The 14,903-nt window shown below is 72.6% G+C and carries 12 protein-coding genes; 11 read left to right on the top strand and 1 reads right to left on the bottom strand.

Annotated features, from left to right (window positions below; translation table 11 throughout):
* Positions 1–148: 148 nt before the first annotated feature.
* The 10 genes from argH to ACTVAJ_RS21080 all read left to right on the top strand — a co-directional run bounded on the left by argH (position 149) and on the right by ACTVAJ_RS21080 (position 11,951).
* On the top strand, positions 149–1,621 hold the full coding sequence (argH, locus tag ACTVAJ_RS21125) for an argininosuccinate lyase (RefSeq protein WP_470389948.1): 1,473 nt from the start codon (positions 149–151) through the stop codon (positions 1,619–1,621).
* A 297-nt stretch (positions 1,622–1,918) separates the two neighbouring features.
* Entirely contained in the window at positions 1,919–4,417 is a 2,499-nt protein-coding gene (locus ACTVAJ_RS21120; RefSeq protein ID WP_470389947.1) for a sensor histidine kinase, read from the top strand.
* Between the two features lies 1 nt (position 4,418).
* Positions 4,419–4,853, top strand: a complete 435-nt coding sequence (locus tag ACTVAJ_RS21115) for a roadblock/LC7 domain-containing protein (RefSeq protein WP_470389946.1) — start codon at positions 4,419–4,421, stop codon at positions 4,851–4,853.
* Positions 4,850–5,368, top strand: a complete 519-nt coding sequence (locus ACTVAJ_RS21110) for a DUF742 domain-containing protein (protein ID WP_470389945.1) — start codon at positions 4,850–4,852, stop codon at positions 5,366–5,368. Before ACTVAJ_RS21115 ends, ACTVAJ_RS21110 begins: the two co-directional genes overlap by 4 nt.
* On the top strand, positions 5,349–5,966 hold the full coding sequence (locus ACTVAJ_RS21105) for a GTP-binding protein (protein ID WP_470389944.1): 618 nt from the start codon (positions 5,349–5,351) through the stop codon (positions 5,964–5,966). The genes ACTVAJ_RS21110 and ACTVAJ_RS21105 overlap by 20 nt, the downstream gene beginning before the upstream one ends.
* A 154-nt stretch (positions 5,967–6,120) precedes the next feature.
* Complete coding sequence (locus ACTVAJ_RS21100; protein WP_470389943.1) at positions 6,121–7,038, top strand: sirohydrochlorin chelatase; 918 nt, start codon at positions 6,121–6,123, stop codon at positions 7,036–7,038.
* A gap of 273 nt (positions 7,039–7,311) precedes the next feature.
* Entirely contained in the window at positions 7,312–9,522 is a 2,211-nt protein-coding gene (locus ACTVAJ_RS21095) for a sensor histidine kinase (protein WP_470389942.1), read from the top strand.
* Positions 9,512–10,024, top strand: a complete 513-nt coding sequence (locus ACTVAJ_RS21090; protein ID WP_470389941.1) for a DUF742 domain-containing protein — start codon at positions 9,512–9,514, stop codon at positions 10,022–10,024. Before ACTVAJ_RS21095 ends, ACTVAJ_RS21090 begins: the two co-directional genes overlap by 11 nt.
* Before the next feature lie 47 nt (positions 10,025–10,071).
* A complete protein-coding gene (lhgO, locus tag ACTVAJ_RS21085) occupies positions 10,072–11,289 on the top strand; it encodes an L-2-hydroxyglutarate oxidase (protein ID WP_470389940.1) in 1,218 nt (405 codons plus the stop codon).
* A 158-nt stretch (positions 11,290–11,447) separates the two neighbouring features.
* Complete coding sequence (locus ACTVAJ_RS21080) at positions 11,448–11,951, top strand: hypothetical protein (RefSeq protein ID WP_470389939.1); 504 nt, start codon at positions 11,448–11,450, stop codon at positions 11,949–11,951.
* A gap of 82 nt (positions 11,952–12,033) precedes the next feature.
* Here ACTVAJ_RS21080 and ACTVAJ_RS21075 read toward each other — a convergent pair whose 3' ends face one another.
* Positions 12,034–12,735 (bottom strand): HNH endonuclease family protein, encoded by a 702-nt coding sequence (locus ACTVAJ_RS21075; protein WP_470389938.1) that lies wholly within the window; start codon positions 12,733–12,735, stop codon positions 12,034–12,036.
* A 311-nt stretch (positions 12,736–13,046) separates the two neighbouring features.
* Between ACTVAJ_RS21075 and tyrS the strand changes: the two genes are divergently transcribed.
* Complete coding sequence (tyrS, locus tag ACTVAJ_RS21070) at positions 13,047–14,351, top strand: tyrosine--tRNA ligase (RefSeq protein WP_470389937.1); 1,305 nt, start codon at positions 13,047–13,049, stop codon at positions 14,349–14,351.
* Positions 14,352–14,903: the final 552 nt, after the last annotated feature.

Below are 14,903 nucleotides of genomic sequence, written 5' to 3'. Positions count from 1 at the left end.
TCCTCGGCGGAGCCTGCCGCTCGTCACCCGCCCGCGGCTCGCCCCGTTCCGCGCAACCCGCACGCCGCCTCCCCGGGTCGACCACCCCGGGAAGTAGCGGGGGCCCACCCCCGCACGTCCACGTCCACGTCCACCGAAGGAGACCACCATGGCCGATCAGCCCGGCACCGAGACGCCAGGCACCGGCCAGCCCGAGTCCCTGCGCCTGTGGGGCGGCCGCTTCGAGGGCGGCCCCGACCAGGCGCTGGCCCGGCTCTCGCTGAGCACCCACTTCGACTGGCGGCTCGCCCGTCACGACATCGCCGGCTCCCGTGCCCACGCCCGCGCGCTGCACCGGGCCGGGCTGCTCACCGCCGACGAACTCGACCGGATGATCGAGGGACTGGACCGGCTGGAGGCCGACGTGGCCTCGGGCGCGTTCACCCCCGTCTTCGAGGACGAGGACGTGCACACCGCCCTGGAGCGCGGTTTCATCGAGCGGGTCGGACCCGAGCTGGGCGGCCGGCTGCGGGCCGGACGCTCCCGCAACGACCAGATCGCCACCCTCGTGCGCATGTACCTGCGCGAGGAGGCCCGCTCCCTCGCCGGTGAACTCCTGGCGCTGGTCCGTGCGCTGGCGGACCAGGCGGGGGCGCACCCCGACGCCGCCATGCCCGGCCGTACCCACCTGCAGCACGCCCAGCCCGTGCTCCTCGGCCACCAGCTGATGGCGCACGCCTGGCCGCTGCTGCGCGACGTCGAGCGCCTGCGCGACTGGGACCGCCGGGCCGCCGTGTCCGCCTACGGGTCGGGCGCGCTGGCCGGGTCGTCCCTGGGGCTGGACCCGGAGGCGGTCGGCGCCGAGCTGGGTTTCCCCGCCTCGGTGGAGAACTCGATCGACGGGACCGCCGCCCGCGACGTCGTGGCCGAGTTCGCGTTCGTCACGGCCATGGTCGGCGTGGACCTGTCCCGCCTGTCGGAGGAGGTCATCCTGTGGGCGACCAAGGAGTTCTCCTTCGTCACCCTGGACGACGCCTTCTCCACCGGCTCCTCGATCATGCCGCAGAAGAAGAACCCGGACGTCGCGGAACTGGCCCGGGGCAAGGCGGGGCGCCTGGTCGGTGACCTCACCGGCCTGCTCACCACCCTCAAGGGGCTCCCGCTCGCCTACAACAGGGACCTCCAGGAGGACAAGGAGCCGGTCTTCGACGCGGTCGACAACCTCCACCTGCTGCTGCCCGCGATGACCGGCATGGTCGCCACGCTCACCTTCCACACCGACCGGATGGCCGAACTGGCGCCCCAGGGCTTCTCCCTGGCCACGGACATCGCCGAGTGGCTCGTCCGCGAGCGCGTGCCCTTCCGCGAGGCGCACGAGATCGCCGGTGCCTGCGTGCGCGTGTGCGAGGAACGCGGGATCGACCTGCCCGACCTGACCGACGACGACTTCGCGGCCGTCTCCGGGCACCTGACGCCGAAGGTGCGCGAGGTCCTCACCGTCCAGGGCTCCCTCGACTCCCGCTCCGGCAGGGGCGGTACGGCGCCGGTCCGCGTCGCCGAGCAGCTGGAGCGCCTGCGCGCCGGGGTCGCCGAGCACCGGGACGGTTGGCTCGCCGCCCCGCTCACCGCCGAGGCCCGATAACCGGAAGCCGGATCGACGACGGGCACGTCCGCGGACCGCGGACGTGCCCGTCGTCGATCCGGCCCCACCAGGGCCCCGTCCATTTCCCCGTTCCCCCGGCACCCGGCCGCCGAGTGCGGTAGCGTCCTGAATCTGCGGGCACCAAACGTGGCCTTGCCTGTACTCCCCGCGCACAGCGGGATCGCGCGTGCCCCACGGGTTCGACCCGCCACGCGACGACCCCCGGGCGGCCGGTCCGGCCGGGTGCGGAGGGGCCACGCCGACCGGGGCTCGCGACCAGTCGGTGGGAGGAGTGCGATGGGACAGCCGGGTACCACCGGTCACGGCATCAGAGCACAGCTCAACAGGATGGTGCTGATCCCCAGTATCACGTTCCTGGCCCTGTTCGTCGTCCTGAGCACGGCCACGCTGGCCCAGGCGGTCTCCCTCCGCGCCGCCGTCAACGACGGACGCGACGGCATCGAACTCGCCGACGCGCTCGTCCGGCTCCAGGAGGAGCGCCGGCTCAGCGTCGCGTACCTGTCGGCCCCCGGGCCCGAGACGCGCCGTCCCCTCGCCGACGCCGCCGACTCCACGGACGCCGCCCTCGACCGCGTGCGGGATCTGCGCGGCAGCCTGGGCGCACGCGACGAGCCGGGCGTGTCGGACCTGACCGACGCGTTCTTCACCGCGCTGGACGAGGTCGAGCAGACACGTGCCGACAACCTCGCCGGGCCCGGGGGGCGCCAGGACACGATCACGAGCTACACCACCGCCGTCCACCGGGGCATCCGGCTCTACGCCAGCATCGCGCGCGCCCTCGGTGACGGCCCGGCCTCCGCCGAGGCCTTCGCCGCCACCGACCTCATGTGGGCCCTGGAGAGCTTCAGCCACGCCGACGCCCTCGTCAGCGCGGTCATCGCCGGGGACCGCCTCACCCGCGAGGACCAGCTGCGCGTCGCCGAGCTCACCGCCGACGCCCGCCACCGGGTGACCACCAGCGGCCCCGGAGGAGTCTCCCGCGACAGCGAGGCCCCCAGCGCGGGAGCCCTCGCCCGGAGCGACGCCTGGCGCGAGGCCCTCGACATCGCCGACATCCTCACGCGCCACGAACCCGCACCCACCCTCGACCCGTTGACCGGTGAACAGATCCGTGACACCACTCCGCCCGCCGGGGCCGACGGATGGCGCGCGGCGGCCGACCGCGTCACCGACGACCTCGGAGCCGTCATCGACACCCGGACCGGATCCGTCGTGGTCGCCGGTGAGGACGCCAGCTCCTGGATGCTCAGCCTCGCCCTGGGCGGCGGCATCATCTCCCTGTTCGCCGGCACGGTGGCCTACGGCGTGGCCGCCCGCTCCGCCAGCCGGCTCACCTACCGGCTCGCCAAGCTGCGCTCCGACACCCTCGGCACCGCGCGTTCCGACCTGCCCCGCATCGTGCGCCGGCTGGAGGCGGGCGACACCGTCGACCTCGACACCGAGATGAAGCAGCTCGACCACGGTGACGACGAGGTCGGCCAGGTCGCGGACGCCTTCAACATCGCCCAGCGCACCGCCGTCGGCGCCGCGGTCAGACAGGCGGACCTCCGGGCGGGCGTCAACCGGGTCTTCCTCGGTATCGCCCACCGCAACCAGTCACTCGTGCAGCGCCAGATCCAGCTCCTGGACCGGGTCGAACGCGAGGAGGAGGACCCCGACCTGCTGGAGAGCCTCTTCCAGCTCGACCACCTGGCCACCCGCGGCCGCCGCCACGCCGAGAACCTCATCATCCTGGGCGGGGCGCAGCCCGGTCGGCGCTGGCGCCACCCCATCCCCCTCGTGGACATCCTGCGCGGCGCCGTCTCCGAGACGGAGGAGTACGCGCGGGTCCGCGTGACGTCAGTGCCCGAACTGTCGCTGGCAGGTACCGCCGTGGCCGACGTCATCCACCTGCTGGCCGAACTGGTCGAGAACGCCACCGCCTACTCCCCGCCGCACACCGAGGTCACCATCGCCACCGAGACCGTGCCCAAGGGGGTCGCCGTCGAGGTCGAGGACCGCGGGCTCGGCATGACCGAGGACGCGCTGGCCAAGGCCAACACCACCCTCAGCGAGGCACCCGAGTTCGACGTCATGGGCCCGGGCACCGACGCCCGGCTGGGTCTGTTCGTCGTCGCCCGCCTCGCCCACAAGCACGGCGTCGGGGTGCAACTGCGCTCGTCGCCCTACGGGGGTACGCGCGCCGTCGTGCTCATTCCGTCGGCGCTCATCACGTCCGGCGCGGGCGGGAGCGGCGAGCGGCCCCGGATCGGCGGCGTCGCGCGGGTGGGGGCGCACTCCGCGCCCGAACGGCCGGACCAGGGACGGGCGCGCGACCTCCTCGCCGCCGCGGGCGGCCCCTCCGGACGCCAGCGCCCCCTGCTGCGTCCGGTGCCCCCGCACTCCGACGGGGGCACCCGGATGGACCGCGCCCCGCGCGGCACCGGTTCGCCCGTGCTCCGCCAGGTCCCCGACCTGGCGGTTCCGGGCACCGGTACCGCCGGCCCCGGAGAGGGGGCGGACCGAGGGACCGCCCGCGTGGGGGCCGGCCCCGACCGTCCCGGGCTGCCCAGGCGCAGGCGCCAGGCCAGTCTCGCACCACAGCTCAGGGAGGACCCCGGCATGGAACCCTCGCCGGGTTCGGCGGGTCGGAGCCCGGAGCAGGCACGCCGGATGATGAACGCCTTCAGCGCGGGTACCCGCCGGGGGCGGGCCGAGGACGTCGACGGGAGCGAACACGGAAGTGACGGTCAGGTCGGTGCAGACGCCGACGATCACACGGGAGAGAGCGACTGAGATGGTGGGCAAGAGCAAGGCCGCGGACAACCTGGACTGGTTGTTGGACGATCTGGTGGATCGCGTGGTCGGCGCCGACCACGCGATCGTACTGTCGGCCGACGGGCTGTCCCTGGGGCGATCCCGCGCGTTGGCCGCCGAGGACGCCGAGCACCTGTCGGCGCTCGCGTCGGCGTTCCAGAGCCTGGCGCGGGGGACCGGACGGCACTTCGGCGGGGGAGAGGTCCGCCAGACCGTGGTCGAGATGGAGCACTCCTACCTCTTCGTCACCGCGGCGGGGTCGGGGGCCTGCCTGGCGGTGCTGGCCAGCGAGGACGCGGACGTCGGGCTGGTCGCCTACGAGATGAACCTTCGGGTCAAGCGGGTGGGGCAGTTCCTCACGGCCGCGCCCCGTCGGTCCGCCGGACTCAGTGCCATGGGAGGGACGGGCTCGTGAACACATCGGGGGAACAACGGGGCACCGCTCTCTCCGGGCTCGTATCCGCGGAGGGGGCGGGTACCGGAGCCTCGGGTGCGGAACCGGGCAACGGCCGGTCCGAGCCCTGGTACCGGGGGAGGACCCATCCGACCTCCGAGGGGCCCTCACCGGGCGTCCTGGCGGGTGATGCCCCAGGGGGTTCCCTGGTCCGCCCCTACACGATGACGCGGGGACGTACGCGCCCCAGCGGCCACGGGCCTCGGTTGGACATGATCACCATCGTGGTCGCCGTCCGAGGCCGGGGCGAGCGATCCCTGGAGCCCGAGCAGCGGGACATCCTGCGACTGTGCCGGCGGCCGATCTCGGTGGCGGAGATCTCGGCGCGGCTCGACATTCCCATGACCGTGGTGAAGGTGCTCCTGGGCGACCTCGTCGCCGGGGGGGACGTTCGCACCCGGGCCTCCGTGCCCGTGACCCAGCTTCCCGAGAAGAAAGTACTTCAGGCGGTACTCGATGGCATCCGCAGACTCTGAGACCCGGCCGGGGGCGAGGGAACCGACCCGCCAGGAGCCGATCCCGCAGGCAGTCAAGATCATCGTCGCCGGGGGGTTCGGCGCGGGCAAGACCACCCTGGTCGGCTCCGTCAGCGAGATCGCCCCGCTGAGTACCGAGGAGGTCATGACCGAGGCCAGTTTCGGCGTGGACGACACCGGGGGCGTGGAGAACAAGACCACGACCACGGTCGCCCTGGACTTCGGCCGGATCACCATCAACCAGGACATCGTTCTGTACCTGTTCGGGACACCCGGCCAGGACCGGTTCTGGTTCATGTGGGACGAGCTGTCCGAGGGGGCCCTGGGTGCCGTGGTGCTCGCCGACACCCGCAGGCTCGACACCTGCTTCCACGCCGTCGACTTCTTCGAGCGGCGTGGGGTGCCGTTCGTCGTGGCGGTCAACCGGTTCGACGGCGCCGACGACTACCGGGTGGAGGAGGTGCGCGAGGCGCTGGACGTCACCGAGGGCGTTCCGGTCCTGATGGCCGACGCACGGGTACGCGAGTCGTGCAAGGAGGTCCTCGTCGAGCTCATCACGCACGTCCTCAGGGTCCGGAGTCCGGCTCTGAGCGGATGAGGTCCGCCGCCCCGGTGCCGGGGCGGCGGGTGGGTCCGGTATACGTTCGGGACACACACCCTCGAATGCGGTGTTGAACGCTACAATGTCGCGGCAGTGACCTTGGCCGCGATCTGCCCTGATCGCCCCATCCGCCTCTTATCTGAATCCTGGTATGCGAAACTCAGACCGACTTCCTCCACGCGAACTCCCCAAGCGTCGTTCCGGTCGGCACCGCAACCCGTTGTCCTTCGACAACTGGTTCGGTACCCCCGCGCTCGTCATGGCGGTCCCGGGAACGGCCGAACAGGCCAGGGACGCCGACGGCGGGTCGATCGGTGCCCGGATGGCCGATCTGGTACGCGCCTACCGCCCTGAGGTCACGATCCGATTCGGGCACACCGAGGGCGACGAGCAGACGCTCACCGAAGCGCTCACCGACCTGGAGAAGGGGGAGGAGCGGCCGCTGACCGCCATCGTGGTCCCCCTGGTCACCGCGCCGCACGAGGCCGTGTCCGCGGCGATCTCCGCGGCGGTGGACGCCTCGGGCGCGGACGTACGCGTCACCGAGGGGCTCGGCCCCCACCCGATGCTGGCCGAGGTCCTGCACCTGCGACTGGCCGAGTCCGGGTTCGTCCGGGCCGACCGCATGCGCCTGATCAGCGTGGTGGCGCGGGACACGACGATGGCCGACGGCGTCGTCGTGGGAGCGGTCGGCGGCGAGGGCGCGGTGGGCGCGGCCGGGGTGAGCGCCGTCCTGCTCGCCGCCCGTCTGGGGCTGACCGTCCTGCCCGCCGACCTGGACAGCGCGGCGTCGGTGGAGCAGACCGTCGGCCAGCTCCGCCAGGGCGGATGTCAGCGTCCGGTGATCGCCCCGAGCGCGCTGGGACCCGAGCTGCCCCGCGCGGAGCTGGAGGCGCTGGCCGAGCGCTTCGGCGCGAGACTGGGCACGCCGCTGGGTGCGGACAGCCTCCTGGGCAAGATCGCCGCCCTGCGCTACGCCGAGGTCCTCAACTCGCTCGGGGTCGAGCAGCCGCCGACCGTCGACGAGCTTCCCGCGCCGGTGGGCTCCCGACACCGCCCGGAGTCCTGAACCGGGGCACGACACGCCGAGTCCCAGGGGAGGACACGCCGGGGCCATCCGTTCCACGGGTGGCCCTTTCGCGTGTCTGGCGGTGTGACCTGCGAGTTTGGCGCGAACACGGGTGACGTAGCACACCAGGGGAGGACACCCCCCGTCTCAAAGGATAACTATTCGTGATTGTTTGACAGCGTAGGGCAATGAAACTCCGATAGCCTCACAACGACCGCACTCCGCCGCAGCGTCCGCCGAGGAGCACGGCGGATCCACAGGCTGGAGGGGGCCATGCGTAGAACCCGCGACCGCGCGCCCACGATCCGCGCGCAGCTCACCCGTATCGTGCTGATCCCGAGCCTGTGCTTCCTGGCGCTCTGGCTCGTCGTGGCCGCCGTGGGCACGGTCCAGGCGGTCCGGCTGATGGGCGCGGTCGCCCAGGCGAGGGAGGGGGCCCGCGCCTACTCCGCGGCCGCCAACGAACTGCGGGCCGAGCGGCGCCTGACCGTCGTCCACCTCGGCCTCGGTGAGCGGGAGGCGGCCGACGACGCGCTGCGTGCCGAACTCGACGAGCAGCGTGAGCGCACCGACGAGTCCCTGACCAGAGCGGTCACCGTGGCGGCCGACGCACCGTCCGGCGGGGACGGGGTCGAACGCGGCACCGCCGCGGTGGAGGAGGCGCCCACCGAGGTGGCGGAGCTGCGCACGGACGTCGACGAGGGAAGGGCAGGCCGCGGGGAGGCCCTGATCCGCTACGGCGACGTCCTCGACGGCGTCCAGGACGCCACGGCCGCGCTCCTGCACGCCACCGACGGAGGCGAGAACCTGACCGACGCCGTCCTCACCCAGGAGCTGCTCGGCGCACGCGCCGCCTACGCCCGGGCGGACGCGCTCCTGGCGGGTGTCATCGCCGCAGGGGAGATGAGCTACGAGGAGACCGCCCACTTCACCTACCTCACCGCCTCCTACCGCGACGCCCTGGAGACCGCCGAACCCGACCTGCACCCCACCGTGAGGGAACGCTACGAGGAGATGCTCTCCCAGGACGCCTGGACGCGGACCGAGAGGGCCAGCCGCCGTGTGGTCACCCGTCCCCCGGTCGCCGAGGCCGCCACCGGGGAGGGCGGGCAGGCCGCCGGTGAGGAAACCCCCGTATGGAACACCCGGATCGACGTCACCGCCGCCGAGTGGGACGGCTCCTCGGCCGCCGCCGCCCTGGTGCTGGACGGACTGACCCGGGCCCAGGTCGAACGCACCGTCGACCTGGCCTGGAGTACCGCGTTGCTGCGGGTCTCCCTCGGGGTGGCCGCGGGTGCGGCCACCCTCGGCGCGGGCGTCGCCGCGATCGCCGTCGTCGGCCGTTCGTCGCGTCGGCTCACCGACCGGCTGGCCCGGCTGCGGGAGCAGATCCTGGACCGCGACGAGGACCTGCCCGCCATCCTCGACCGGGCCCAGAGGGGGCAGCGGGTCGACGTCCACGAGGAGCTGCCCCTGCTGGACGAGTGCGGGGACGACGAGATCGGCCAGGTCGCCGAGGCTTTGGACAGCGCCCAGGTCGCCGCGGTGCAGGCGGCGGTCCGCCAGGCGGAGATCCGGCGCGGCGCCAACCGGGCCTTCCTCGGCGTCGCGTTCCGGAACCAGACGCTGGTCCAGCGGGAACTGCGGCTGCTGGACGAGATCGAGTACCACGAGCAGGACCCGGAGGCACTGCGCCGCCTGTTCCGACTGGACCATCTGGCCACGCGGGCGCGCCGCTACGCCGACAACCTCATCATCCTGGGCGGCGGCCAGTCGGCCCGTCGGTGGCGACAGCCGCGTCCGCTCGTGGACGTGCTGCGCGCGGCCATCGCCGAGACGGAGGACTTCGAACGGGTGCGCCTGACCTCGGCACCGCGGGCGCTCCTCCAGGGGCAGGCGGTCGAGGACGTCGTTCACCTACTGGCGGAACTGGTGGAGAACGCGACCCAGTTCTCCCCGGCGGGAACCCCGGTGGACGTCGGCTGCGCGCCCGTGGCGGACGGTCTGACGGTCGAGGTCGAGGACCGGGGCCTGGGCATGTCCGAGCACGGGTACGCGGCCGCCGAGCGGACCCTCAACCAGCCTCCGGAGTTCGACGTGATGGCCCTGCCCGACGACCCCCGCCTCGGGCTGTTCGTCGTGGCCCGGCTCGCCGGACGGCACGGGGCCCGTGTCTGGCTGCGTCCGTCCCCCTACGGAGGGACGCGGGCGACCGTGCTCATCCCGGACACCCTGCTCGAACCGTTGGAGAACACGGCGACGGTCAGGGACACCCCGCCGTCGGGTGTTCCGACGGGCGGCCGGACACCCGATCCGACACGGCACCCCGTGGACGGGGGAGGGGCGCCCGTGACCCACACCGGGTACGGCGGGCCCCCGGTCACCGCTCCGCCCGGCGGCATCCCTCCCCACCTCACCCACCCCGGCGGGCCCCAGGCCGTCGTCCCGCCCCACACGCCGCACGGGGGTCCCGGTGAGTCCTGAGGGGCCGGCGGCCGGCACCGCGAACGCCCGCCTGCGCCCGTCCGCCCCCGACCACGGGGCGGCCCCGGTCCCGGAGGTCGCCGTCCCGGGCGCACCGGAGACCGGAGCCCCCGGCGGAGCGCGGCCCGGACCGGACGGCTTCGGAGGCGGGAGGGAGAGGTTCCTGCGCCCGTTCGCCGTCGACGCGGGCGATCCCGGAGCCGTGGGGCTGCGCGGTGCCGCGCACGGGTGCGGGATGGACCTGCTCGGCCACGTCGTCGCCGCTCGCACACCCGGGCGGCGGGAGTGGCTGCGGCCCGAGCGCGGCGCCATCCTGGAGCACGCCCGGTACGCGCGGACGCTGGTCGAACTGGCGGTGGAGGTGCGGCTTCCGGTCGGTCAGGTCCGGGCGATCGCCGCCGACATGGTGGACGACGGGTCGCTCCAGCTCTGCGGCCCCTCCCGGCCGCTGGCCCACCAGGACATCCTGCACGCGGTCCTCGTGGGTCTCAGGTCGCTCTGACCGACCCTGCCCGGAGCGCCGGCGCACGGTGTTGCTAGCGTTCCGCCATGCGCAGCACCGAACACGTCGGCGTCGTCGGCGCCGGAATCGTCGGACTGGCCCTGGCCCGGCGGCTCTCCCTCCAACGACCGGGCGTCCGCGTCACGGTCCTGGAGAAGGAGGACCGGGTCGCCGCGCACCAGACCGGCCACAACAGCGGCGTCGTCCACGCCGGTCTGTACTACCGGCCGGGATCGCTCAAGGCCACCCTGTGCCGACGCGGGGTCGGACTGCTCAGGGAGTACTGCGCGGAGCACGGGCTGCCCTACCGGGAGGTCGGCAAGCTCCTCGTCGCGGTCGACGCCGAGGACACGGCGCGGCTGGCGGACATAGAGCGGCGGGCGAAGGACAACGGGGTCCCCGGCGTGGTCCGTCTCGGCCCCCGCGGCCTGCGCGACGTCGAGCCCCATGCCGTGGGTGTGGCGGCCCTGCACTCGCCCACCACGGCGATCACCGACTTCGTCGCCGTCGCCGAACAGCTCGCCGACGACGTACGCCGCTCCGGCGGGCGGGTGCTCCTGCACACCCCCGTCATCGACATGCGCCAGGGCCACGACGGGGTCGAGGTCCTCACCGGAACCCCCGAGGGCGAACGGCGCATCCACCGTTTCGACCGCCTCGTGGTCTGCGGCGGTCTGTACGGCGACGAACTCGCACGGATGGCGGGGGCGACCGCCGACCCCAGGGTCGTGCCGTTCCGCGGCCACTACCACGAACTCGCCCCCGAGCGCCGCCACCTCGTGCGGGGGCTGGTCTACCCGGTCCCCGACCCCCGCTACCCGTTCCTCGGGGTGCACCTGACCCGACACGTCCACGGTGAGGTCATGGCCGGTCCCAACGCCATCCTCGCGACGGCGCGCGAGGGCTACCGGGCCCGTGACCTGGACTCGCGCGAACTCGCGCGGACGCTCGCCTGGCCCGGATTCTGGAAGCTGGCCCGCCGCCACTGGACGATGGGCGCGCGGGAGGCCCTCGTGTCCTCCTCGCGCGCGGTGTTCGCCCGCCAGGCGCGTCGGCTCGTACCCGAGATCAGGGCCGCCGACCTGCGTCCCGCCGAGTCCGGCGTCCGGGCGCAGGCACTCGGCCGGGACGGCGCCCTGCTCGACGACTTCCGCGTCGACACCCACGGGCGGGTGGTGTGCGTGCGCAACGCGCCCTCGCCGGCGGCCACGTCCTCGCTGGCGATCGCCGAGTTCCTCGCGGACCACCACGTCCCCGAACGCTGAGCGAGGTCGCCCCGGCGGGTGCCGGGGGTGTCCGGGGGGCGTGTCGGAGCGGAGTTATCCACAGGTTCGGGCGCACCCTGGTGGGGGATCCGGAACGCTTCGACCATGGATGGGGACGGGGAATCGGGAGGGACCCGGGACCACCGTCGGAGGTTCCCATGGCCATGGTTGGACGGCTCGTGGCGGCACTCGCCGCCCTGATCGCACTCGTACTCACGGCGGCACCGGCCGCCGCCGACCCTGGAGGAGACGTGGACGGCTTCACCGTCGGGTACCTGCCCGCGCAGGTCGACGAGCGGACGTCGGTCGACGAGTTCGACTACGAGTGGGGTGACGTGTCCTTCTCCACCCGCGTGTGGGAGAGGGCCCTGGAGGGCGGAGGCGCCAGGGTCGTCCTCCAGGTCCTCGTGATGCGCGGGGACCGGCTCTCGGACCTGGACGCGGTCAGCGTGTTCCTGGCCGAGTACCACGAGCGCTCCCCGGACGGTTGGGAGCTCGACGAGTTCGACAACAGGGGGGTTCGGGCCCTGCACGGTGAGACCGAGGCCTTCTGGTCCCCCGAGCCCGGGGTCGCGGTGGAGGTCCGGGACACCTTCGGTCTCCTCGGCCAGGATGAGCTGTTGGCGACGGCGCGCGGGATCAGCCAGCGTCCGCTCGGCTGACGTCGCGGTGCGGCCGGGCCCGTCCGTCACACCGGAGGGACGGGCCCGGGCCGGTCACGGGCCGACGGTTCGCCTCACAGGCTCAGCAGTCGGCGAGCACCTCGCGCAGCGCCTCCTCCTCGTCCGGGTCCACGGTCAGCTCCCACGCGTGCTTGACCTCGATCCAGGACACCGCGTAGTCGCAGTGGAAGGAGTCCAGCGGGGGCAGCCAGTCCGCCGGGTCCTCGTCACTCTTGGACCGGTTGCTGGACGCGCTGACGGCCCACAGTTGGGGGGAGGTGTCGAGGTCGTTGGCGAAGCGTTCGCGCTCCTCGGTCGTCCACTCGCTCGCGCCCGAACGCCAGGCCTCCTTGAGCGGGACCATGTGGTCGATGTCGAGGTCACCGGCCTCGGTGAAGGTCTCTCCGTCGTAGACGCTGTACCAGGTTCCCGACACCGATCGGCACTCGTCGTCGGTCTCCACGTCCTCCCCGTCCCGGTTCAGGACCGTCTCCCGGGTGTTGCAGGGGCTCTCGACGGTGCTCCAGTGGGGGAAGAGCGACCGGTCGTAGCCGGGCGGATCGTTCTCCTCCTCCACACGCAGCTCCTCCAGCTGCCGGAGCGCCCCGTCCACGTCGGGGGATCCGTCCGTCGGCGCTTCGTCGGTTCCGTCGGCGGTGGGCCCGCCGGTGTCCGCCGGGGTCGAGTCCTGGGGCGAGAGGTCGATCAGCCCCAACTGGTACAGCACGAGCGCCGCGACGACGACGAGGGCACCGGCGGCACCGGTGAGGATCTTCTGGGACATGGGGGAACTCCAACGCGGTCCGGTCCCCCGGACACGGGGCGGTCCGGGGCGCTCCACCAGCTTGACGTACGGCGGTGCCGGGGAGGAACACGACCTCGGGGTGAGTCCGCGGTCACCTCGGTCGGGCGGGCGAGCGGGCCCCGGTCGGGATTCTTCCCGGTGGTGCCGGGCGTTGTGGGTGGCGGACGGTCACTCCGGCGGGCCCGATAGCGTGGAGCACGAGGCAAATCCGGGTGACGGTCCGCAACGACCCGGCCTACACTTCCAGGCAGATCGGGACCGGGGCCCGCACCAGCGACAGAGAGACGACAGTGACCGACATCATCGACGAACTCCAGTGGCGCGGCCTGATCGCGCAGACGACCGACCTTGACGCACTCCGCAAGGCGCTCGCCGATGGTCCGATCACCCTGTATTGCGGGTTCGACCCGACAGCGGGCAGTCTGCACGTCGGTCACCTCACCCAGCTTTTCACGCTGGCCCGCTTCCAGCAGGCCGGTCACCGTCCGATCGCGCTGGTCGGCGGCGGTACGGGGCTCATCGGTGACCCCAAGCCCACCGCCGAGCGGCAGATGAACTCGGTCGAGACCGTGCGCGGCTGGGTCGACAAGCTGAGGTCGCAGTTGTCGGCCTCCCTCCGGTTCACCCCCGACGGCGGGCGGCCCGAGGCCACCGACGCGATCCTGGCCGACAACTCCGACTGGCTGGGCGAGATCAACGCGATCGAGCTGCTGCGCGACGTCGGCAAGCACTTCAGCATCAACCAGATGCTCGCGCGGGAGACCGTCCGCAGCCGTCTCGACGGCGAGGGGATGAGCTACACCGAGTTCAGCTACGTGCTGCTCCAGTCCTACGACTACGTCCAGCTCTACCGGCGGTACGGGTGCACCCTCCAGACCGGCGGCTCGGACCAGTGGGGCAACATCACCTCCGGACTGGACCTGATCCGCAGGATGGACGGCAACGAGCCGCACGGGCAGGCGCACGCCCTGACCACCAACCTGCTCACCAAGGCCGACGGCACCAAGTTCGGCAAGACCGAGTCGGGCAGTGTCTGGCTCGACCCCGAGATGACGTCGCCGTACGCCTTCTACCAGTTCTGGTTCAACGCCGACGACCGTGACGTCGTCCGGTACCTCAAGGTGTTCAGCTTCCTCAGCCGGAGCGAGATCGAGGACCTGGAGCGTCAGACCGAGGAGCGGCCGCAGGCCCGTGCCGCCCAGCGCGCTCTGGCGCAGGAGCTCACCACGCTCGTGCACGGTGCGGAGGAGTGCCGCAAGGCCATCGACGCGAGCCTGGCCCTGTTCGGCCGTGCCGACCTGGCGGAGCTGGACGCGCGCACGCTGGACGCCGCGTTGGCCGAGGTGCCCAAGGCCGAGGTCTCGGGGCCGGTCGGGGAACTGCCGACCGTCGCCGAGCTGTTCGCGCAGAGCGGCCTGACCAACAGCAAGTCCGCGGCCCGCCGCGCCATCCAGGAGGGCGGTGCGTACGTGAACAACGTCAAGGTCACGGACGTCGAGGCCCGGATCGGCGCGTCCGACGTCCTCCAGGGGCGGTTCGTCGTGCTGCGCAAGGGCAAGCGCAACGTCGGCGGGGTCGTCCTCACCGACGTGTGATCGCCACCGCCCTCACGGTGGTCGGGGCCGGCGTCCTTCGGGCGTCGGCCCCGTGTGTGCGCACGTGTGGTTCGCGTGCCTCCGGGGAGCGTCGGCGATTCTCGACCGGACGAGGGTTTCGATGGGGAATGTCCCGGGCAGGTAGCGGGTTGACAGTGACAGAGCCGACGCGGTCACCTCGGTCCCGGTGTGTGGACCGAACGCGTCAGGGGCCTGAAGATGCCGCCCGGACAGGGGCGACAGGGCCCCGGATCCACGGGTTCCCACCCGGTCCGGGGTCTGATTTGACGTCCAGAGGTCACCTCCCTATACTCGAAAGAGTCGCTGCGGGACGGCGGGCGGCCCCCAGGGGTCGACTCGGGACCGGGTCGCAGTCCACGTCTTCCTCTCGCCAACATGGTTCGAGCATCCACTCGGACCCGGTAGGCTCGGGGAGTCGCTTTCCAGATCGGTGCACACCGATGCGGATAAGTGGCAGTAAGAATGACAAAGCGGGTGCTTTACCCCGTTCGGTTGATCCGAAACCGCCGATTTGGCGGGACACGGAACACC

Source organism: Nocardiopsis sp. KDC1DS13DA1, assembly GCF_055632325.1.
The sequence above is the reverse complement of the archived record's forward strand: the minus strand, read 5'-3'. Positions and strand labels throughout refer to the sequence as shown.